A 22,340-nucleotide genomic window follows, 5' to 3' on the forward strand; every position below is an offset into this window, starting at 1 on the left:
GCTAGCTTCGGCTAGCCTTTTACTTGTTAATGTAGAAATTGGAACTTCCGCGAATACCTCATCCTAAAACCTCCGGCTTTACCATTATTGAGCTGGTGATTACGCTCATCTTAATTGGCATTCTTGCCATCACAGTTTTACCTAAGTTCTTTCGCGGTGGCTTTGCTGAAATTAGCCTGCGGGAGCAACTATTAAGTCGCTTGCATCTTGTGCAAACCCAAGCAATGAATCATTATCAAGACTGCTTCTTTCTGCAAGTAAATACTGATAACTATTTCTCTGGCGAGTTGTCTACCGATGGTAGCTGCGCCAATACATCTCCTCCTTTGGAAGCTGTTTCTTATTCTAGCGATTTGTTGGTGAGCCAAGGAACCATTCGTTTTGATGGCATGGGGCGAGTAAGGCTTGCCGATTCATCATTGTGCAGTCAGTTCCCTTGTGTGATAAGCGTAGAAGGCGATGATACTCACACTATTATTATAGAATCAGAGGGCTATATTCATGCGCCCTTATAAGCAGCCTTTTGCTGGTGGTTTTACCCTTATCGAATTAATTGTAGGCATTGTTGTGTTGGCCATATCGCTGGTGGTGATTACCTCTTTTCTAGCACCACAAGCGCTCAAAAGTGTTGACCCGGTCTACGAGGTGCGCTCGGCCGAGCTTGGTTCAAGTTTAATGAATGAAATTCTTGGCAAATCATTTGATGAAAACTCTGATCACACCGGTGGAGGGCTTTGGCGCTGCAGTGAAACTGGGCAGTTGAGCTGCACGGCAGCCAGTGATTATGGTCCTGAAGGAGAAGACCGTGGACAATACAATGATGTAGATGATTATCACACCAACGGCAACTTCATTACTATTGATGATAGTTTAGGTGTTGATTTATCGGATATTTATCGTAATTTTTCTTACCTAGTTAACGTTGATAGCAGTGAGCATGGCATCAATGCAGCCAAACGTATCGACGTAATAATAAGAGCTCCTAATGGCGTCGATTACGCCTTTAGTGCTTATCGGTGGAATTACTAATGCGCCGCATGCAAGGTTTTACCTTAATTGAACTGGTTATTACCATGGTGTTGTTGGCGATTTTAGCGATTGCTACTAGTGATTTTTTGCGCACGGGTAGTTTGATTTACCGCCAAGGCGCAGACCGCCAAGTATTGCTGGGGGAAGCACGTTTTGCCATCGAGCGTTTAAATCGCGAGTTACACAACAGCTTACCAAACAGTGCTATGCTTGGCCAAAATAGTGCTGGCGAAGCTAATCATTGTTTAACCTTTGTGCCTACTTTTTCTAGTCATACCTATATTGATTTACCGATTACACCTAGCAGTGCAGCTTCTGGCTCGGTGGTCACTTCACTTAATCAACCGGCTGTTGCCGCGACTGGCAATGCTTGGTTGGGAGTCTATGTATTAAACAGTGATGAAGTGCTAAATGCCAATGGCGCCTTGTTAGATGCCAATTGCACCGCAGCCACAGGCAAGGTGTTTTGTTTAAGTGATATAACTGCCGATGCCAGTTCTGGTGTTAGCACGATTAGTTTTGCTGGCTCGGTTAGTGTAAGTACCGATTCTCCGTCACAGCGCGCATTTATATTGGATGAACCGATCCGTTATTGTGTGGAAGGCAGTAACTTGCTGCGCTTTCAGCCGGCTGATAGTGGCAATGGGGTATTAATGGCCAGTAAGCTTGAAGCAAGCAGTGCTGTTCAGCCATTTCAAGTTACGCCTGCTAGCTTGACGCGAAATGGTTTGGTGAACCTTCGCTTGCGCTTTGTTGAGAATAGAGAAGTAGTGGAATTTAATCATGACATCGTCGTTCTTAATCAGCCCTAACATAAAGGCTTACCAAGCACTTCCTACCCGCCAAAGTGGTAGCGCTTTAGTGGTGGCTATTTTTGTTATAGTGGTCATGGCACTAATCAGCGTGGGATTAACGGCGATGATTCAAGACACCTCCCGCAATGCCGCATGGGATGTTCTAGGAACGCGTGCTGAGTTAGCGGCTTATTCTGGTTTAGAGCAAGCACTGTCAGAATTATTTCCTCTCAACGTTCCTGCCGCAACTTTGGGCCAATGTAGTAATGTGACTTATGCACCTACTCTTAATGGTCAAGGGCTGTCGTCATGCGATGTTACCGTGACTTGCCAGCAAAAAGACATCACAGATTTGAGTGCGCGTTTCTTTGATCTTCAAGCTACTGGCCAATGTGGCTCTGGAGAGGTATTGGTCCAGCGTAGCCAAAGTATTCAAGCAAGGAGTGCCTTATGAAGTTGTGGTCCTTATTTGCGATTTGTTTAGGCATAAGCCTTCTGTTAGGAGCTCAGCCTGTTCAAGCGATTGAGTGTCGAGAGGTGTTTTCTAGCCCGATCGCATCTTCACAAAACAATGCTCGCTTGGAAATTAATTGGCTGTCTAGAATTTATGGTTCTAATCAAGGTCGCTTAGATATCGACCAAGTGGATAATCAAGATACCTCTGGGGATACCTGCCCAGATGCGAATACCGATTGTATCCCTAGTGGAGATCGAGCCAGCTCCGGTAATAATGTTTCCATCGAGAAAATAAACAATGGTCAATCAGTTAATGCCGGTTATCAACAAAGCGTGGTATTAGGCAGCGGCAGCTACGATACGAATAACTTTGCCGATGTTGGAGGTGGAACTCAAAGTACCATCACTTTTTCAGCTAACCAAGATGAATATTTTATTGAAAATATAAACCTTGGCTATCAAAGCACTTTAAATCTTTATCCTGGGACTTACTGGGTTGATGGAAGCTTTTCAATAGGCTCTGAAGCGACCCTCCAAGTATTAGGAGGTAGCGGCACAGTAAAGATTTTTGTGAAGGGGGATGTCAGTGTTTTCTACCAAACTGAAATTAATCGGGGAGGTGACCCTCTCCGCTTAGCTATTTACTCTCGTGAAGATATTAACCTGGCAAATGAGACTAAATCTGCCTTTATTGCTTATGCTAGACGAAATGTCTCACTTGGCTATCAGGCTCAGGTAGACGGCGCATTATTCACTCAACAGCGGGATGTGATTTTAGCCAACGAAGTGCAAGTTCGTGGGATTAGCAACGCCGGAGAAGTCGATTTTGCACCTGTATGTGATGGCTCATTAGTGGAGCCCCTGCTATTACAGTTTGGTAATTCAGGTGCAGGTCAAAACGGTGGAACAGTCACCTTTGATCAAGCGTATCAGTCTAAACCTTTAGTTTTTTTGATGACGCCAATGGATGCCAGTGACCCAAATAACGATGGTCCTGTGGCGGCGATTTTAACCAGCGTAATTCAAAGCAACGGAGAGTGGACGGGTTTTACCTGGGCACGACAAGAGCCACCAGGAAACACCACTCCTTCGAAGAATATTCAAGCGGTTGATTGGATTGCTGTGAATGAAGGTGAACATTTTCTGGAAGATGGTACTGAGTTAAGAGCGGGCACCATTGATACTAATGAAGCCTTCCCCTTCCCAGATAGAAACTACTTCAATGTTGATATGCCGAACTATCTCACAGTAGTTTTGCATCAAATGCAATCACGTAATAACAACTGTTGGTTAACCTCAAACTCAGAGTACAACAATAACGGCATTCGCCTAGCGATAGATAGCAGTGAAGCCTATGACTTTCGATTTTTCTCGCGCTATTGTGTGTCGGACAATGCTTCAATCTATTACGAAGATTTACAGGATGAAACAGTCGCCTACCTTGCTACAGAGCCAACGGTAGGCGCTATAACTGTAGACAATCAGGTGGTCAATTATCAGTTTGGCAACTCTGTTACTCATGGCAGTGGCAGCAGCACTATCAACCCTGCAGCCACTTGTAACTACACCACCAGTTATCAAACGAATCTGTTTTCTACTCCACCTATCTTGGTGGGTAGCAAAAATGAGCGAAGAGGCAACAACGGCGGTTGGTTAAGGCGATGTCAGCACAATGCTGCCGACTTTTCGATGATCACTGAAGAAGATCAATACCTAGATAACGAACGAAGTCACTTAGCGGAGGAATATAGCTATATGGCATTCGCCTCTAATTCTTCGGTGCAGGTGCCTGGCCTTAATATCTTTGCTGATAGCGCTGGGCTTACCTGTGATATCCATGAGGTGACTATCCAAGCGACTTTAGATGGGCAAATTGACCAGAACTTTCAAGGAACCGTTGGACTGAGTACTTCAACTAATCGTGGTACGTGGTCGCAAGGTGATGGTCAAGGCAGCTTGCAAGCTGGAGCCGACAACGGCCAAGCCAGCTATAGTTTTGTACCTAATGATTTAGGTGAAGTGACTTTGGGCTTACTACATCCCTTAGAAGGCGCAGTAACACTTACTGTAGCCGATGGCGGAATTAGTGCCACTACCGTTGTGACCTTTAATGCCTATGGGTTTAAAGATGAGCTAATTGGAACCTGGGGAGAGAATCCACATAAAGCCAATACTGAGTTTATCCTCAAGCTTACCGCTGTCGGGAAAGACCCTGCAGGAGGCGCTGGCTGTAGTCAAATTGGTAATTATGAAGGTACCAAAAATCTGCGTTTTTGGACTGATTATATCCAACCTGCATCAGGAACGCGGCAACTCGCGGTACAAGATCAGCTAAGCAATAGCTTTGAAAATGTAGGCACCAATCAAAATACTAGAACTACGATTCAAACAGTATTTTCCGGTGGCGAATCTCAGCTTAATTTACGCTATCCCGATGTTGGTCGTTTGGGTATTAACTTTTGGGATGAAGAAGGCTCGGAAATTGATGGCTCAACCGCAACCTTGTTGGGAAGCGCTACTGCGGAGCTAATACCAGCGGGTTTCCAATGGCAAGACATCAAAAATCAAGCAGATGAAAGCAGAGTCAATCCTGCAACTTACTTCACTAAAGCAGGAGACCCTTTCATTTCATCCTTGATTGCGGTTATAGACAACTGCGATATCAGTACACAAGGACAAGACTGTCATGCACCTAACTTTGTTGCAGACCCTGATTACTTGGAGCAGGAAGCTAGCTTAGAAAGTCCTTCAAATGGAGAGCTAGGAACACTTAGCGATGGAACAATTGATAGCCAATCAGCAGGTGTGATGCAAATCATCGATACCAACTATTCGGAAGTGGGCAGCATTAATTACACTGGCGAGGTGACTGAGTATCTAGGTTATGTCTTGGAAGATTATGCAGTAGGAAAAGCCAGTGATGTGGTTGGTAGTTTTTATCCACATCACTTTGAACTAACCTCGGCGAGCATTCAAGCTGCCTGTTTACTTGGTGACTTTACTTACATTGGCCAGCAAGAGCAGCTAGTTAGTTGGACCCTTGTAGCTGAGAATGCATTTGGTACTACAACTCAAAACTATTCCGAGGGCAAATTCCAGGTAACGAATGTAGGCCGAAACCCCAATGATGATTGGAGTTTTGTTAGTAGCTCTGCGGTGGCGGATTTTGATGATGGCTTTATGATAGAGGAATCTACCAGTACATGGGCTGATGGCGTATTTACCCAAACTGATTTACTTTCTGGCGTTGAAAAGCCGGTAACGGCACAAGCTCCGGTAGTAGACGGTGCTATTAGCTTATTTTATCAACATAGCGATGCGGGTATTCAATCTACCGATGGCACCTATGTGTGCGTGGGAGATGATGATACTGCTTATAGCTGTGTGTTGGGTACTGCTCCAGAATTGCGTCATGGTCGCATTAAGCTTAATAACGGCTTTGGCTCAGAGCTTCAAGCTATAGCAGTTAATGGCGAATTGCAGTATTACGATGGCAGTCAGTACATCCGAAATGCTGATGATGTTTGCAGTAATTTCAATCTTCCTAGCTTAGAGTTTTTACCTAAAGTTGATTCCGACACAGCCCAAGTTGGTGGAGGCAGTTCTGATGTTTCACTTCGTTCTCCAGGCATCGCAGAGCAAGGCGTAATTTGGGTCGACTTTACTGCTCCGGGTGACAGCAATACTGGGCAAGTGGATTATTGGTTTAATTTAGACAGTAACCTTAATTGGTTACGTGAAGATTGGAATGGCAATGGTAGCTTTGAAAGTGCAGATGATGCTATTGGAAGTGGCCAAGTAACTTTTGGCGTATTTCGTCAAAGTGATCGGGTTATTGATCGCAGGATGCGTTATCAGTAGTGAATTGGTTGAAAAATGCGCAATCCAAACCAAGGATTTAACCAAAGGCAAGTGATTGCCTTCACTATCCTTTGCATCTCTCTAGAGTATGCTTGCTAGTCGCGGTTTGCATTGGTAAAGTGAGCCAAGTTTTAATCGCTTATCATCGACACTATTTCTCAGGATTCGCCCAGCTATGTTTAAAAAGCTCCGAGGCTTGTTTTCTAACGATTTGTCTATCGACTTAGGAACAGCCAATACACTTATTTATGTAAAAGATCAGGGGATCGTTCTTAACGAGCCTTCAGTAGTGGCGATTCGCCAAGAGCGCGCTGGTAGCCCCAAAAGTGTCGCTGCGGTAGGTCACGCCGCTAAGCAAATGCTAGGCCGTACTCCTGGTAACATTTTGGCGATTCGACCAATGAAAGACGGCGTAATTGCCGACTTTTATGTTACTGAAAAAATGCTGCAGCACTTTATTAAACAAGTTCACGATAATAACTTCTTGCGCCCAAGCCCTCGGGTTTTGGTTTGTGTTCCTTGTGGTTCTACCCAAGTTGAGCGCCGTGCAATTCGTGAATCGGCTATGGGAGCTGGAGCACGCGAGGTTTACCTAATTGACGAACCAATGGCTGCGGCGATTGGTGCCGGCTTGCCAGTATCAGAAGCTACCGGTTCTATGGTGGTAGATATTGGTGGTGGTACTACCGAAGTAGCGATTATCTCGCTAAACGGGGTTGTTTACTCTTCTTCAGTACGTATTGGTGGTGACAAGTTTGACGACGCCATTATCAACTACGTGCGTCGTAACTACGGTAGCTTAATTGGTGAAGCAACTGCCGAGCGCATTAAGCATGTTATTGGTTCTGCCTACCCAGGTGACGAGGTTCGTGAAATTGAAGTGCGTGGTCGTAACCTTGCTGAAGGTGTGCCAAGAAGCTTTACTCTGAACAGCAACGAGATTCTAGAAGCCTTGCAAGAGCCACTTTCAGGTATTGTAAGTGCAGTAATGGTAGCGCTTGAGCAAAGTCCTCCAGAGCTAGCATCTGATATTTCAGAGCGCGGCATGGTGTTAACTGGTGGTGGCGCCTTAGTTCGCGATTTAGATCGCTTATTGATGGAAGAGACCGGTATCCCCGTGGTAGTTGCCGATGATCCTCTAACGTGTGTAGCTCGAGGTGGCGGTAAAGCTATTGAAATGATCGACATGCACGGCGGTGACTTGTTCCATTACGAATAAGTAACACCTAACGAAGAACACGCCTTGTGTTCTTCGTTTTATTTAACTTTGTTCCAAACAGACAACTACTTAGGTAACGACCGATGAAACCTATCTTCGGCCCAGGTCCATCTTTAGAGCTTCGCCTTGTGCTCGCTATTTTGTTGTCCATTTCTTTGATTTTCATCGACAGTAAACTGATTGCCTTTAAGCAGGTGCGTGTATATTTGCATTCCGCTGTGAGTCCCTTGCAATACATTGCCAATATGCCGGGTCAACTTATGGACTCAATGTCCAATCAAGTGATTACCCGTGAACAGCTGAAAAAACAAAATAGTAGCCTGCGAGAGCAGCTCTTGCTTAATCGCGCAGATCAATTATTGATGGAAAGTCTAGCCAAAGAAAATACTCGTTTACGGGCTTTATTAGGCTCTCCTGTGCGCAATGATAGCCGAAAACTGGTGGCCGAAATTATGGCCGTGGACTCCGATCCATTTTCGCATCAGGTGGTTATTGATAAAGGTAAACTAGATGGGGTGTTTGAAGGGCAACCTGTCATCAACGATATTGGTGTTATTGGTCAAGTATTGCACGTAGGCACTACCACCAGTCGAGTATTGCTTATCACCGATGCGAGTCATGGCATCCCGGTGCGTATTGCGCGAAATGACATTCGCGCAGTGGCTACCGGCACTGGTGAGTTAAATCGTTTGCAGTTGCCGCATATTCCACGAAGTACCGACATAGGTGAAGGTGATGTGTTGGTTACCTCTGGTTTAGGTGGTGTATTTCCTGAAGGCTACCCGGTGGCGGTCGTTAATCGCTTTGACTATCAGGAAGGCAAACCCTATGCCGACGTAATGGCTACACCGGTAGTTGAGTTAGACCGCTTACGTTACTTATTACTTATTTGGCCCTAAACATTCGCTTGGTAAAGGCATAGCATGATTGAAAAAATTAATGGCCGTGGTGCCATTATCGGCAGTTTATTCATCGCATTGATATTGGCAATCATACCTTTGCCTTTGATTGCTGACGCCTTTCGCCCGGATTGGGTATTGGTGTGTGTGTTCTACTGGACAATCGCTTTACCCCATCGCAGTAACGTGGGCATTGCCTTCGTTGTAGGCTTTATTCTAGACCTTTTGCTCGGCTCAACCTTAGGTGTTCGGGCCTTGGCAATGTCGATAGTGGCTTATATTGCCGCCACTAACTTTACCCGTTTGCGTAATTTTTCGGTTTGGCAACAAGCACTTGTGGTAGGCGGGTTAACAGGTTTAGCTAAAATAGTGGTTTTTTGGGCGGAATACCTCGTTCAAGATATTCAGTTGCCTTATGGTTACTTTTATCCGGTTATTACCACTACTGTTGCTTGGCCTTGGATATTTTTACTGCTGCGTAAATTGCGCCGCCAGTGGAAGATTTCATGACACCACAGTGCCCACTTATTTTAGCCTCGGCTTCGCCAAGAAGAATTGAATTACTAGGCCAGTTAGGCTGGGTGTTTACTTCCCAAGCCGCGGATATTGACGAATCACCAAAAGAAAATGAAGCGGCTGCAAGCTTAGTGTGCCGCTTAGCCGAAGAGAAAGCCGCAGCTGTTGCAAGTTTGTATCAAGCGGATTCGGTAGCGGTGCTTGGCTCAGATACGATTGTGGTTTGTGGTGACCAAGTGCTGGGTAAACCAAAAGACGCCAACCACAGCAAAACGATGTTACGTTTGCTAAGTGCTAAGCAGCATCAAGTAATGACCGCAATATGCCTGTATTATCAAGGTCGGGCGCATACTCAGCTAGTGACCACAGAGGTATTCTTCTGTGAGGTTTCAGATAGCCAAATCGCTGAGTATTGGGCCAGTGGTGAACCGGCAGATAAGGCCGGAAGTTATGCCATTCAAGGGCTTGGCGGTAGGTTTGTCGAACGTATTGAAGGTAGTTATAGTTCGGTGGTTGGTCTGCCATTGGTAGAGACCGACCGCTTACTCCATTTACATTTAACTCGCTAGGTTACTATGTCAGCAGAATTATTGATTAACGTTACCCCAACCGAGACTCGTGTAGCTTTAGTGGATAGCGGGATCTTGCAAGAAACCCACGTAGAACGTGATGCGCGGCGCGGTATAGTTGGTAACATGTACAAGGGCCGAGTGAGTCGGGTATTACCCGGTATGCAGGCGGCTTTTGTTGATATTGGTCTGGAAAAAGCGGCATTTTTACATGCCTCTGACATTGTTCCTCATACTGAATGTGTCGATATTACCGAGCAGGAGCATTTCCAAGCGGGAAATATTGCCGAGCTAGTTAGGCAGGGCCAAGACATTATGGTGCAGGTGGTTAAAGACCCACTGGGTACCAAAGGTGCCCGCTTAACCACCGATATTACTTTGCCTTCTCGTTACTTGGTATTTATGCCTGGCAGTAGCCATGTAGGGGTATCACAACGCATTGAAAGCGAAGAAGAGCGCGAGCGCTTAAAAGAGATTTGTGGCGACTTTGTTGATGAGCTGGGCGGTTTTATTATTCGCACAGCCGCAGAAGGCATTGGCGCCGATGAGCTTGAACAAGATGCTGCTTTTTTAAAACGAGTATGGCGCAAGGTTCTGCAGCGTAAAGAGAGCTCGCCAAGTAAAAGTAAGCTGTACGCAGAGCTAAATTTAGCGCTGCGGATTATTCGTGATTTTGTGGGGACTCACTTAGATCGAATTCGGGTGGATTCACGGGAAACTTACGAACAACTGGTTTCTTTTAGTGCTGAGTTTGTGCCCGAGTTTACCGAAATTCTCGAGTACTATGCTGGCGACAGACCGATCTTTGATTTGTTTGATGTAGAGAATGAGATTCAACGCGCCCTAAAACGACGCGTGGATCTTAAGTCTGGCGGCTACCTGATTATCGACCAGACCGAAGCGATGACCACCATCGATATCAATACTGGCGCTTTTGTTGGCCACCGAAACCTCGAAGAAACTATTTTCAATACTAATATTGAAGCTACTCAATCAATTGCTCGCCAGCTGCGTTTACGCAACTTGGGTGGCATTGTGATTATCGATTTCATCGATATGGCTGATTCCGAACATCAGCGCCGCGTACTGCATAGTCTAGAACTGGCTTTAGCTAAAGATAGGGCCAAAACTAACATTAGCGGCTTCTCTCAGTTAGGTTTAGTAGAGATGACGCGTAAACGTACTCGCGAAAGTATTGAACATATTCTGTGTGGCGAGTGTCCAACCTGTCGTGGTCGCGGTACGGTAAAAACAGTTGAGACAGTATGTTACGAAGTGCTGCGTGAAATCATTCGGGTTAATCGCGCTTATGACGCCGATAACTTCATTGTTTATGCGTCGACCAAGGTGGCAGAGATGTTGATGGGAGAAGAGTCTCACAGCCTAGCAGAATTAGAGGTGTTTATTGGAAAGCAAGTTAGAGTTCAAACTGAACCAATGTACAGTCAAGAGCAATTTGACGTGGTATTAATGTAGGTTTATGGCAACTCCTTTACGCCGTGGCGCCAGAAAATGCTGGTACGGCCTTGCAATAGTATTAGTGATTATTGCCGTGTGCTTAAGTATTGCACGCGGCATTTTATCATTTGCCAGCAACTATAAAGATGACCTTGCACAGTGGTTAGTGGCCGATCAAGACGCCGAGTTACGTATTGGTCAGCTGAGTGCTCGGCTGCGCAACTTTAGACCAATGCTGGTGTTTGAAGATTCCGAGGTAGCGATTGGCGAAGACCGCAATACCCGCTTCAGCGTTGGGGCCTTAATGCTAGAACTAGATCTTTGGGAAACACTGGAGCAACGCCAAGTGGTATTCAAAGATTTGGTGCTTGATGAATTCCATTTAAAACTTAGTGTTGATCCCAACAACAGTAGGTCTTCCCGCGATTTTAGCCAAAGCTATCAAGCCATTAGTAATGTGTTTTTGGGGCAGTTGGCGCAATTTAGTTTAACCAATAGCCTCATTGAGCTGAGCTTCCCAGAACATAGCATGAATTTTGATATTGCTAGTTTAGATTGGGTGAACAAGGGGGATTTACACCAAGGTAATGGTGAAATTCTGATTGGCCAAGATTTGCAAAATGGTCAAGTAAGTTTTCGCATTGACCTAATCGGCGATGCTGCCGATGTAAGTGGCTTAACGGGGAAGTTATTCGCTAAGGTTGAGCATCTTAATTTAAAAGCCATGCGCAGATTGCTGGGTGCTTCGGCACAGCATTTCGAGAGTGATGTGAACCTTTCGCTATGGGCAGAATTTGGCGCAGAGCAGCAACAACGTTGGCTAAGCCAGTGGCAACCTAGCCATTTATCGTGGGGCAAACAGAACCAACAAGTACTGCGTATTGACAGCGGCCTTGTTCAGGGCCTGAAGGTGGCTGATAAGTGGCGAATTGATAAGCTACCTTGGCAGTTAAGTGTTAACGATAAAAGCACCGATTTCTCGTTACAAGGTTTGGTGAGCAAACAGCAACAGGCATGGCGCTTGGCCGAGCTTGATTTAGCGACTTGGTCACCGGTGTTAGCAGTGCTAGAAGACAGCGAGTCGAGCATAGCGTGGTCTCAGTTACTAAAGGGAGGGCAACTTAGCCAGCTGGAGCTTGAATATCAGCAAGCCACTAAGCAACTCACTTATCAAGCTGAGCTACTTGATGTGAGTACCCAAGGCCAAGCGTTCATTCCTAGTCTTAGCGGCTTAAATGCTAAGGTGCAAGGCGATAAACATCAGGCTAACGTTAGGTTGCAGCAACAGGGCGACTTTCACCTAGGAGTACAATTTGAAGAAACCTGGAAAATTGAAAAGCTCGATTCTGATATAGTGATTCGTTTTGCTGATCCCGGATTGAGTTTACGCAGTCACCATACTCACTTAATTACTCCTGAATTAGATTTTGCTGGCATGTGGTCGCTAACTTGGCCAAAAGATGGCGCGTGGCCAGTATTGAGCTTAATGGCAAACGCTGAAATTAGAGATGCAGGTAAAGCTTATTGGTATTATCCAGAAGTCATGCCAGATAAGGTGTTTTCTTACTTAAAAGATGCCTTGGTGGAAGGGCAGGCAAAGCATAGCCAAGTACTGTGGTATGGCCAACTTAATAACTACCCCTATGATGCGAAGAACGGCATCTTCCAAGCCTTTGTTCCACTAGAGAATGCCACTTTCAAATTTGACCCAGATTGGCCGGCACTGGAAGAGTTGCAGCTAGATTTGCTGTTTCAAAATGATGGCCTATTCATGGAAAGTAACCGCGCACGTTTAGGCGAAGTCCCCGCGCAACGTATTAGCGCTAGTATTCCTCAATTTCAAAGTCGTTCGGAGCTTTTCATTACCGGTGAAATTGCTGGCCCGGCGGAAGGCGTGCAAGACTATCTATTGCAGTCACCCATCGAAGCGCTTAGCGATAGCTTAGCGCAATTGCCTTTAGGTGGCGGAGACGTAGCTGGTGAGATTTACTTGAACATCCCGCTTTATGATGGCGAGGTTGAGGTAAATGGTCATGTTGATTTTAATGGTAACAGCATTGATGTTAAGCCGGCCGGCATGAGCTTGAGCCAGGTGAATGGCCGCTTATATTTTCAAAATGAAAAGTTACGTACCAATAACTTAAGTGCACTGTGGCGCGGCATGCCGCTGGACATTAAATTTAGTACTCAAGCCTCGGCAGATAACTACTTGCTTAACTTCGATCTCGTAGGCCGTTGGCCGCTGCGTGATGCGCAGCGAGCCTTTGGTATACCACTTAGCGATTATACTTCTGGTAGCCTTAATTGGCAGGGCGATTTAGATATTCGCTTAAAACCCGAAGGCCAGTTCGATTATAAGGGCGATTTTCGAAGTGACTTGCTAGGGCTCGCCCTTACGCTTCCTGAACCTATTCAAAAACGCCCAGCAGAAACTTGGCCTACCGCACTGAGTATTAGTGGCGATGGTTTAAGTGGAAAACTGCAGCTGGAATCTAACCAGTTGATCTCTGCTGCTGCTCAAGTTGATTTTGTCGATGAGCAGAAACATCTTAAATATGCCTTGCTTAATTTAGGTAAAGATAACGATTTACTGTGGCAGGGCGAAGGCTTAGCGATGTCTTTTGATTTCGCTCAGCTAGATTTAGAGCCATGGTTAAAGTGGTCAAAGCAACAAATTAAGTTCACCCCAGAAAAGCCAGAATCGAGCTACACCAACGTGAGTCTCACTGTGCCGCCTTTGATGTTTATCCGCGGATCCGTTGATGAAGCGCAGTTACTCGGCCAAAAACTAAACAACCTCAATATTGCTTATTTGCCGCGCAGTAAAACCCAACTGCAAATTGAATCTGAACAGTTGATAGCTAGTGTTGCGGCGCCTGATGCGCCAAGCATCGAAGAAGCCGTGAAGATAAACATTGAGAAAGCACAGCTGAATGAGCTAGATTTTTCCCAACTGGATAGTGAAGCTGAGCAAACCCAAGCAGTGGCTGAACAGCAAGGCAGTTCTTTGCTTGAAGTATTGCCACCAATAGCGATTAGCTGTAACGACTGTCAGTTTGGTGACTATCGTATCGGTAACGTTAAACTAGACCTGCCAATAGAAAACCAAGCGATGGAGAATGGCCGTTTATGGGTTGATTGGGGTCATAGCCAACTTACCGCAGCGATGTTTTGGAACATAGTAGACGAGCAAGAGCAAGCCGGGTTTGCAGGCAGCTTCGATAGCTCTAATATGGAACAACTGATTGAAGATTTAGGCCGAGATAGCCCTTTAAAAGGCACACCTGCACGCTTTACCTTTGATGTAAGTTGGCAAGACAGCTTACTTAAACCACAAATGAACAGCTTGGATGGCTCTATATCGGTGAAGACCGATAAGGGTGTTGTTACTGAGATGAGCGACAAGGGTACGCGCTTGCTCACTCTCGCTAGTCTAGACACTATCCGACGCCGCTTACAGCTCGATTTTAGTGATGTATTTGAAAAAGGGCTGCACTTTGATTCAATGAGCGGCAGCATTAATTTTGATAATGGCGTGGGTAATAATCAAGACTTTTACCTGGATGGCGTAGCTGGCGCAATGCGTGGTAAAGGTGAAGTTGACTTCCGCGATGGCCAAATTGATTATCGAGTGAGTTACTCACCTAAAGTGACATCCAGTCTACCGGTACTTGCCGCCTTTTTGGTAACACCTGCGACTGGGGTTGCAGTGTTGGCATTGTCTAAACTGCTAGAGCCGGTGGTGGAAGTGGTGACGCAAATTGATTTCGCCCTTACCGGTAATCTTGCTGAGCCAGAGCTTATCGAGCTTGAGCGGGTGAAACAAGAAATTAAAGTACCCGATGAGTTTAGAGCCAGCGAGTCTCGCCAATGAAACTAATCTCCCTACAAATGACCTCAAACGGTGTGGTCGAAGACAATCTCAAGCAGGCTGAAGGTTTACTGCAACAGGCTAAGCCTAAGGCTGGTGACTTAGTGCTATTGCCCGAAAACTTTGCTTGTTATGGTGGTGGCGATAAGGCCTATATGTCTATCGCTGAGCATTTAGGCAAAGGGCCTATTCAAACTTGGCTTAGCCAACAAGCCAAGTTATATGGCATTTATTTGGTGGCTGGTAGCGTGCCTACAAAAGCTGAAGAACAGCACCGTTGTTACACCACCAGTTTAGCCTTCTCACCCGCTGGAGAGTTATTACAGCATTATCACAAACTCCACTTGTTTGATGTGGATGTGGCTGACAACGTGGGGAGTTACCGAGAATCAGACAGTTTTGTTGCTGGAGAGCAGCTCGCTTGGTTTGATATGGGCGCAATTCGAGTAGGAATGGCGATTTGTTTTGATTTACGTTTTCCTTACTTATTTCAGCTGCTGCGCCAACAGGGCTGTGATATTGTATTACTTCCTGCTGCATTTACTGCATTAACTGGGGAAGCCCACTGGCAAGCGTTACTGCAAGCCAGAGCCATAGAAAACCAACTCTATTTAGTGGCCGCCAATCAAACAGGAACACATAAAAATCAACGCCAAACTTGGGGGCACTCGATGATTGTTGACCCATGGGGGCGTTGTTTGGATCTACAGCCAAGCGGAACGGGGCCAGCAAGAGCCGATTTTAATCCGCAGCTATTACAGCAAGTTAGGGACCGGATGCCCGTGCCGTTGCATGGTCAATTACAACTAGGGTGGAGAGAATAAACACTATGTCGTTTGAAAAAGTCAGTCAGTCATTACTGGTGCCGGGAGGCATTGGCGAACAAGAGCTAAGTATGGCGCTGACCGAAGTGGCAAAACACCAAATTGATTATGCTGATCTGTTCTTCCAACATAGCCGCCACGAATCGTGGGTGTTGGAAGACGGTATTGTAAAGGAAGGAAGCTATAACATTGAGCAAGGTGTAGGAGTTCGCGCAATAAGTGGCGAGCAAACCGGTTTTGCCTATTCCGATGTGATTAATAACAACGCGTTATTACAAACTTGCCAAGCAGCACGAGGCATCAGCTCAAAAGGTGTAAACGCCAAGATTAAACCTTTTAGTAAGGTTTCTGCCGAACAGTTTTATCAAGCAGATAACCCTTTAGTGAGTCTGTCTAACCAGCAAAAGATTGCCTTATTGGAGCGAGCAGACAAATATGCGCGCAGCTTAGATCCTGCGGTTACTCAAGTAATTGTTAGCTTGAGCGGTGTTTATGAAGAGATATTGGTTGCTGCTAGTGATGGTACCTTAGCGGCCGATATTCGCCCTTTAATTCGCTTTAATTGTAGTGTGTTGGTAGAACGTAATCAGCGCAGAGAACGAGGCTCTGCTGGTGGCGGTGGACGTCGAAATTACAGTTACTTTTTAGAAGATGTTAATGGGCGTGAGCGGGCCATGGGCTTTGTTGATGAAGCTGTGCGCCAAGCCTTGGTAAACTTAGAGGCTGTAGATGCTCCAGCTGGTTTAATGCCTGTGGTATTAGGTGCTGGGTGGCCTGGTGTGTTATTGCACGAAGCTGTCGGTCATGGCCTAGAAGGCGATTTTAACCGTAAGGGCTCTTCGGCTTTTAGTGGTTGTATGGGTGAGCAAGTGGCCTCAAGCCTATGTACTATTGTTGACGACGGTACCTTAGGGCAGCGCAGAGGCTCTGTAAATATTGATGATGAAGGCACGCCAGGACAATACAATGTATTGATCGAAAATGGTGTACTGAAAGGCTATATGCAAGACAAGCATAATGCTCAGTTAATGAATACACGCTCTACTGGAAATGGTCGTCGTGAATCTTACGCGCATTTACCTTTACCTCGTATGACTAATACTTATATGTTACCTGGCGAAAGTGAACCTGAAGAATTGATTGCCTCGGTGAAAAAAGGGATCTTTGCGCCTAATTTTGGTGGCGGACAGGTGGACATTACTTCGGGTAAGTTTGTATTTTCCGCTTCAGAAGCTTATTTAATCGAAGATGGAAAGATCACTACGCCAATTAAAGGTGCAACACTGATTGGTTGTGGTCCAGAAGCAATGCAACAGGTGTCTATGGTAGGCAATGACCTCGCTCTTGACCAAGGGGTTGGGGTATGTGGCAAGGAAGGCCAAAGTGTACCTGTTGGAGTTGGTCAACCCAGTGTTAAACTCGATGAGTTAACGGTTGGCGGTACGGCGTAAATAAATTGCGTAAAAAAGGGGCTTAGGCCCCTTTTTTGTTCTTAGCTTATTAAGCGTTTTCTTTTAAATACTTAGCTAAATCTTGGTGAGCCTTCGCTGGCTTTTCTTGCTCGGCTTCTTTTTTGGCTTGGCGCACTAATTGGCGTAGTTTTTGGCGTTCTAAACTTGGGTTTTGCTCAAGCAACTGATTAATTGCAGCATCGCCTTCGGCAACCAACAAATCTCGCTGTTTTTCCAACGCTAACTGCGCTTGAGCTTGATAAATGTGCTTGTTGCGAATTTTATCTAAGCCTGCACTAATCGCTTCTTCATCTTCGGTACGCATTACCTTGCCAATGTAATTCATATGGCGACGCGCCGCTTCCCGCTTGTCTTTTAGGCGTTTAGCTAAGGCAATGGCTTCGCGGAGTGTTGGGCTCATTTCAATAGTGGCGAGCTGCGGGTTGGTAAGGGCAACTAACTCGGCACCAATTTTTTTCAGCCGATCTGCTTCACGTTTGATTTCAGACTTGCTGATCCAATCGTCTTCATCATCATAGGGCTGCTGATTCTTCATTTTTAACTCTCGTGGTACTTTTTTTCATATCTTACCAGTTCTTGCATATGGTCGCTCGATGAGTTTTGTTATGCTAGTGCCATGCATGGAGATGAAGAATAACAATGAGCCCTGAAAAACAAGTTAGCCAAGAGTTAAGTCAATTGAAGCAGGCGGTGGAATTCGCCTTAGAGCAAGCCAAACAGTTGGGTGCCGATGAGTCGGAAGTATCGATTTCAAAGCAAACCGGGATTTGTGTAGCAACCCGTGACCAACAGGTTGAGACTTTGGAGTTTAATCACGATGGCGCCTTAGGCATTGCCGTATACTCAGCTAATTGTAAGGGCAGTGCTTCAACCTCAGACTTAAGCCCAGAAGCGATTAAAAATGCAGTGAAAGCTGCCTATGATATTTCGCAATACACCTCTAAAGATTCTGCAGCTGGAATTGCCGACAAGCAACTTCTAGCTAGCGATATCCCTGATCTTGAGCTATTTCATCCTCATCCTTTAGAACCTGATTATTTTATTGATGTGGCTAAGCAGTGCGAAGATATCGCTTTGCGTAACCCACAAATTAAGGCGAGTGATGGCGCTAACATCAATAGCCATTATGGTGTGAAGGTATATGGTAATAGTCACGGCTTTTTAGCCGGTTATCCAACTAGTCGTCATAGCATTAGTTGCATGCTAATTGCTGGTGAAAAAGAGATGCAACGTGACTATGCCTACAGTGTGGCGCGTGATTTTGCAGATCTTGATAGTATTGAAACCATCGCAGCTAAAGCCCAGCAAAAAACCTTAGGGCGCTTAAATAGCCAAAAAATCTCTACCTGCGAAGTACCCGTGGTTTTTGACCAAGATGTAGCCAGTGGGCTATTTGGTCATTTAGTTGGGGCCATTAGTGGTGGCAACTTGTACCGTCGTTCGTCGTTCTTGTTAGATAGTTTAGGCAAGCAATTATTCCCTAGTTGGTTGTCGATTTATGAAGACCCATTTATTAAAAAAGGCTTGTCGAGTACGCCATTTGATAGTGAAGGCGTAGCACCAACTGCGAAACACATTATTGCTGACGGTAAATTAGAAACTTACTTACTAACCAGTTATTCGGCGCGTAAGTTGGGAATGCAAAGCACCGGCCATGCTGGTGGTATTCATAACTGGAAGGTTAAGCACAGTGGTATAAGTCGCGCAGAGTTACTTAAGCAAATGGGCACCGGCTTGCTAGTTACAGAAATGATGGGCCAAGGGGTAAATACAGTAACCGGTGATTATTCACGTGGCGCAGCAGGTTACTGGGTCGAAAACGGCGAGATTGCTTTCCCCGTGCATGAAATTACAGTGGCCAGCACTCTGCAAGAGATGTTTGCCAATATTGTGGCGATCGCTGATGACTTTGATAAAGAAAGCGCAATTCAGTCGGGCTCGGTGCTGATTTCATCGATGAAAGTAGCAGGTAGCTAAGCGTTAATTCTCAGCTCTTAACCTTGTTGTTTGAACAGGTTAAGAGCCGTTGACCAGATAACTCTGTCGTTTAGGCCAGCACTAAGGTGGCCATCCCTAAGAAAGAAAATAGCCCCATTACATCAGTCACGGTGGTTAATGCCATACCGCCTGCTAGTGCTGGGTCAATTTTAAACTTCTTCATTAACAGCGGAATAGTTACGCCGGCTAAACCGGCCAGTGACATGTTAATAAACATCGCACCAGCAATAATAACCCCTAAGGTCCAATCACCTTTCCATAGGGTCACTACTAAGGCAATCACAGTTGCCCAGATAATCCCGTTTAGCATGCCAATCGCAGCTTCTTTGCCTATTAACCAGCGAGAGTTACCTTCACCAATATGACCCACGGCTAAACCACGAATAACCAAAGCAAGGGTCTGATTGCCTGCGATTCCTCCCATGCTGGGTACAATCGTCATTAAAATGGCCAAGGTGGCTAACTGCTCTAGGGTAGATTCAAACATATTGCTGATGGAGGCCGCCACTAAGGCCGCGCACAGGTTTACTGCTAACCAAAAGGTGCGGCGTTGGGTACTTTTAACCACTGGGGCAAAGGTATCTTCATCATCGTCCATGCCCGCCATACCCATCATGCTGTGTTCAGCATTTTCGCGAATAATATCGACCACATCATCAATGGTGATCCGACCTAGCAGTTTACCTTGTTCATCAACTACTGGAGCCGAAATCCAGTCATGGCGTTCAAATAATGCTGCAACGTCGTTTTCATCCATAGATACATGGATGGTTTCTGCGTTTCCATCCATTACTTCTCGAACATTAACGTTGGGGCTTACCGTAAGCAGAGTAGATAAAGGAATATCGCCCAGTAGTAGGTCATCTTCGTCAACTACGTACAGGGCGTCGGTAGCCTCTGGCAGTTCGCCACGTAAACGTAAATAGCGCAATACCACATCAATACTTACGTCGGCCCGCAAGGTAATGGTATCGGTATTCATGATACTGCCAGCAGTATCTTCAGGGTAAGCTAGGGCCGCTTCTACACGGTGCCTGTCTTGACCATCCATTTGCTCAAGAACTTCTTGGTACACGCTGTCGGGCAGACTTCTTAGTACATAAGCGATGTCGTCGGTGTCCATGCCTTCAGTTGCGGCGGCCAGTGTTTCTGGTGCCATTAACTGAAGTACCCCTTCCATTACATCTTCGTTTAGCTCTTCGAGAATTTCACCATGTTGCTCGGGGTCGGTAAGTTGCCATAATACTTTACGCCCTGCTGGTGGGCTAGATTCTAGTAATAGTGCTACGTCACAGGGAGGCATTTGATGAAGCATGCGCCTAACATGCACGAACATACCACTGTCGAGGGCTTGATTTAGCTCCTGTAAGCGTTTGTGCTGATTAGGGTTTAACTCCATCTCTTCTGGCATAAGCGATCCCTATTGTTATTTTGTTATGTGCTGCTTGCTAATTGTAGCTTGGCTTTATTGCGTATAGATTTATTCTTCGTTGAAGTTAGCTTCTACTAGGGCTTGAACCGCATCTAGAGCGGCTTCTGCGTCTGCACCTTCAGATACTATGGTTAGCGTACTTCCTTGCGCGCTGGCTAGCACCAGTAAACCCATAACGCTGGCAGCAGAAGCCGTTTTCTCACCATCTATAATACTCAGCTCAGCGTCAAATTGCTGTGCCAGCTCAACCAACTTGGTGGCAGGACGTGCGTGCAGACCTAATTTGTTTTTTACTACTACTTGTCTAGTGAGCTTCAAGGCGATGTTCCAAAGTTCGGTGGCGTCGTTGCACTTTTCGATGAGCGCTAAAGAGGCTAGCAAGTCGCTCGGCCACATACACCGAGCGGTGTTGTCCGCCAGTACAGCCAATAGCAATGGTTAAATAGGCACGATTGTTAGCCTCTAAATGCGGTAACCAAGATTGCAATAACTGGCTAATCTGCTCGATATATTGGGTAACTAAAGGCTGCGCAGCCAAGTATTCTTGCACGGCTTTATCTAAGCCGGTTAGAGGACGTAGCTCCTCTTGCCAATGTGGGTTAGGTAAAAAACGCGCATCAAACATGTAGTCGGCATCGTTAGGCACACCATTTTTAAATCCAAAGGATTCGAACACCAAAATTAGCTGTTGTTGTTGGTCACCAGTAACGCGCGAGCGAATTAAGCCGCTTAGCTCGTGTACCGATAAACGGGAAGTGTCGATACGCAAATCGGCATTTCTAGAAATGGGGGCTAATAGCTCGGTTTCTGATTCAATCGCTTCTGCTAAAGATAAATTGCTTTGGCTAAGCGGGTGTACCCTGCGTGTTTCGCTGTAACGGCGGATCAGCGCTTCATCCTTCGCATCTAAAAAAATGCTTAACAGATTAATGTCTGGTCCAGCGTCTCGTATTAGCTGTCCTACCGGTGATAGCTCATCGGGAAGATTTCGAATATCAATGCTAATTGCTACTTTAGAATAGGTTTTTTTTAAGTTGTCGATAAGTGATTGCCAAAGCACAACCGGCAAATTGTCGACGCAATAGTAGCCGAGATCTTCCAATACTCTTAAGGCGACGGTTTTACCTGAACCCGAGCGCCCACTAACGATGATCAGTTCCATGATAATCCCTAAGGCTGATTAGAGTATTAGGCTACCATGATGTCGTACAATTCGTCATCACTTTGTGCACAACGAAGTTGTTTACATATTTGCTTATCGTTAAGTTTTTCAGCTACTTGAGCTAGAGTATTAAGATGTTGCTTACATTGATCTTCGGGTACTAGTAATGCAAATACCAAGTCTACCGGCTTGTTATCTATAGCATCGAAGGAAATAGGGGGATCGCAACGCAAGAAAACCGCTGTGGCTTGATGCTGGTTGTCGATACGGCCATGAGGAATAGCAATACCTTGGCCAATACCTGTGCTGCCCATTTTTTCTCGATTTAACAAGCTTTCAAAAATGCATTGGGTAGTGGTATCAAGCTGCTTGGCAGCCAGTTCGCTTACTATTTCTAGGGCGCGTTTTTTTGAAGAGCATTGAACTGCACTTTGGGTGCAGTCCAAGCTAAGTACTTTATTTAGTTGCATGGGGGTGGCTAACGTTTGTTAAGTTTTTCTTTATGTTTGATGACTTGGCGATCAAGTTTATCAATCAGGCTGTCGATGGCGGCATACATGTCAGAATGCTCAGAGGTTGCAAATACTTCGCCGCCGTTTAAATGTAATGTGGCTTCAGCAATTTGGTTCAGTTTTTCTACGTTGAGGATGACGTGAACGTTATTGATCTGATCGAATCGTCGGGTGAGTTTGGCAAACTTGGTGTGGACATATTCTTTCAAAGATTCAGTTATTTCTACGTGGTGTCCAGTAAGGTTAATTTGCATAGATATCTTCCCCT

At 45.6% G+C, this 22,340-nt stretch carries 20 protein-coding genes; 14 read left to right on the forward strand and 6 right to left on the reverse strand.

What is annotated here, in order from left to right; all coding sequences use genetic code 11:
- Positions 1–38: 38 nt before the first annotated feature.
- The 13 genes from K5620_RS03020 (at position 39) to tldD (ending at position 16,947) form a co-directional block, all read left to right on the forward strand.
- The gene (locus K5620_RS03020; RefSeq protein WP_016400723.1) at positions 39–515 is read left to right on the forward strand and encodes a type II secretion system protein; all 477 of its coding nucleotides are present in this window, start codon (positions 39–41) and stop codon (positions 513–515) included.
- Positions 502–1,029: a type IV pilus modification PilV family protein gene (locus tag K5620_RS03025; RefSeq protein WP_016400724.1), complete on the forward strand. Its 528-nt coding sequence runs from the start codon at positions 502–504 to the stop codon at positions 1,027–1,029. Before K5620_RS03020 ends, K5620_RS03025 begins: the two co-directional genes overlap by 14 nt.
- Positions 1,029–1,841 (forward strand): PilW family protein, encoded by an 813-nt coding sequence (locus tag K5620_RS03030; protein ID WP_016400725.1) that lies wholly within the window; start codon positions 1,029–1,031, stop codon positions 1,839–1,841. The genes K5620_RS03025 and K5620_RS03030 overlap by 1 nt, the downstream gene beginning before the upstream one ends.
- Positions 1,813–2,277: a hypothetical protein gene (locus tag K5620_RS03035; protein ID WP_016400726.1), complete on the forward strand. Its 465-nt coding sequence runs from the start codon at positions 1,813–1,815 to the stop codon at positions 2,275–2,277. Before K5620_RS03030 ends, K5620_RS03035 begins: the two co-directional genes overlap by 29 nt.
- Positions 2,274–6,140: a DUF6701 domain-containing protein gene (locus K5620_RS03040; protein ID WP_016400727.1), complete on the forward strand. Its 3,867-nt coding sequence runs from the start codon at positions 2,274–2,276 to the stop codon at positions 6,138–6,140. Before K5620_RS03035 ends, K5620_RS03040 begins: the two co-directional genes overlap by 4 nt.
- 175 nt (positions 6,141–6,315) lie before the next feature.
- On the forward strand, positions 6,316–7,359 hold the full coding sequence (locus K5620_RS03045) for a rod shape-determining protein (protein WP_016400728.1): 1,044 nt from the start codon (positions 6,316–6,318) through the stop codon (positions 7,357–7,359).
- A gap of 83 nt (positions 7,360–7,442) precedes the next feature.
- Entirely contained in the window at positions 7,443–8,258 is an 816-nt protein-coding gene (gene mreC, locus K5620_RS03050) for a rod shape-determining protein MreC (protein ID WP_016400729.1), read from the forward strand.
- Between the two features lie 24 nt (positions 8,259–8,282).
- Positions 8,283–8,768, forward strand: coding sequence for a rod shape-determining protein MreD (gene mreD / locus K5620_RS03055; protein ID WP_016400730.1), 486 nt, complete (start codon positions 8,283–8,285; stop codon positions 8,766–8,768).
- The gene (locus tag K5620_RS03060; RefSeq protein WP_016400731.1) at positions 8,765–9,343 is read left to right on the forward strand and encodes a Maf family protein; all 579 of its coding nucleotides are present in this window, start codon (positions 8,765–8,767) and stop codon (positions 9,341–9,343) included. The genes mreD and K5620_RS03060 overlap by 4 nt, the downstream gene beginning before the upstream one ends.
- Positions 9,344–9,349: 6 nt before the next feature.
- Positions 9,350–10,819 carry a ribonuclease G gene (rng, locus tag K5620_RS03065; RefSeq protein WP_016400732.1) on the forward strand — a complete coding sequence of 490 codons (1,470 nt, stop codon included), beginning with the start codon at positions 9,350–9,352 and terminating at the stop codon, positions 10,817–10,819.
- 4 nt (positions 10,820–10,823) lie between these two features.
- Positions 10,824–14,675 carry a YhdP family protein gene (locus K5620_RS03070; RefSeq protein ID WP_016400733.1) on the forward strand — a complete coding sequence of 1,284 codons (3,852 nt, stop codon included), beginning with the start codon at positions 10,824–10,826 and terminating at the stop codon, positions 14,673–14,675.
- On the forward strand, positions 14,672–15,496 hold the full coding sequence (locus tag K5620_RS03075) for a carbon-nitrogen hydrolase family protein (protein ID WP_040306928.1): 825 nt from the start codon (positions 14,672–14,674) through the stop codon (positions 15,494–15,496). Before K5620_RS03070 ends, K5620_RS03075 begins: the two co-directional genes overlap by 4 nt.
- A 5-nt stretch (positions 15,497–15,501) precedes the next feature.
- Positions 15,502–16,947, forward strand: a complete 1,446-nt coding sequence (tldD, locus tag K5620_RS03080) for a metalloprotease TldD (protein ID WP_016400735.1) — start codon at positions 15,502–15,504, stop codon at positions 16,945–16,947.
- 49 nt (positions 16,948–16,996) lie between these two features.
- Here the strand turns inward: tldD and yjgA are convergent, their stop codons facing one another.
- Positions 16,997–17,503 (reverse strand): ribosome biogenesis factor YjgA, encoded by a 507-nt coding sequence (gene yjgA / locus K5620_RS03085; RefSeq protein WP_016400736.1) that lies wholly within the window; start codon positions 17,501–17,503, stop codon positions 16,997–16,999.
- A 104-nt stretch (positions 17,504–17,607) separates the two neighbouring features.
- Between yjgA and pmbA the strand changes: the two genes are divergently transcribed.
- Positions 17,608–18,945 (forward strand): metalloprotease PmbA, encoded by a 1,338-nt coding sequence (gene pmbA / locus K5620_RS03090; RefSeq protein WP_016400737.1) that lies wholly within the window; start codon positions 17,608–17,610, stop codon positions 18,943–18,945.
- Positions 18,946–19,015: 70 nt separating this feature from the next.
- Here the strand turns inward: pmbA and mgtE are convergent, their stop codons facing one another.
- From mgtE to hpf, 5 genes are all read right to left on the reverse strand, one after another.
- Positions 19,016–20,377 carry a magnesium transporter gene (gene mgtE / locus K5620_RS03095; protein WP_016400738.1) on the reverse strand — a complete coding sequence of 454 codons (1,362 nt, stop codon included), beginning with the start codon at positions 20,375–20,377 and terminating at the stop codon, positions 19,016–19,018.
- A gap of 69 nt (positions 20,378–20,446) precedes the next feature.
- Positions 20,447–20,716, reverse strand: a complete 270-nt coding sequence (locus tag K5620_RS03100; protein ID WP_016400739.1) for an HPr family phosphocarrier protein — start codon at positions 20,714–20,716, stop codon at positions 20,447–20,449.
- A complete protein-coding gene (gene rapZ, locus K5620_RS03105; protein ID WP_016400740.1) occupies positions 20,703–21,560 on the reverse strand; it encodes an RNase adapter RapZ in 858 nt (285 codons plus the stop codon). Before rapZ ends, K5620_RS03100 begins: the two co-directional genes overlap by 14 nt.
- A gap of 26 nt (positions 21,561–21,586) precedes the next feature.
- A complete protein-coding gene (ptsN, locus tag K5620_RS03110; protein ID WP_016400741.1) occupies positions 21,587–22,030 on the reverse strand; it encodes a PTS IIA-like nitrogen regulatory protein PtsN in 444 nt (147 codons plus the stop codon).
- Positions 22,031–22,038: 8 nt separating this feature from the next.
- Entirely contained in the window at positions 22,039–22,326 is a 288-nt protein-coding gene (gene hpf / locus K5620_RS03115; protein WP_016400742.1) for a ribosome hibernation promoting factor, read from the reverse strand.
- Positions 22,327–22,340: the final 14 nt, after the last annotated feature.

The organism is Agarivorans albus, from assembly GCF_019670105.1.
Lineage (GTDB): Bacteria > Pseudomonadota > Gammaproteobacteria > Enterobacterales > Celerinatantimonadaceae > Agarivorans > Agarivorans albus.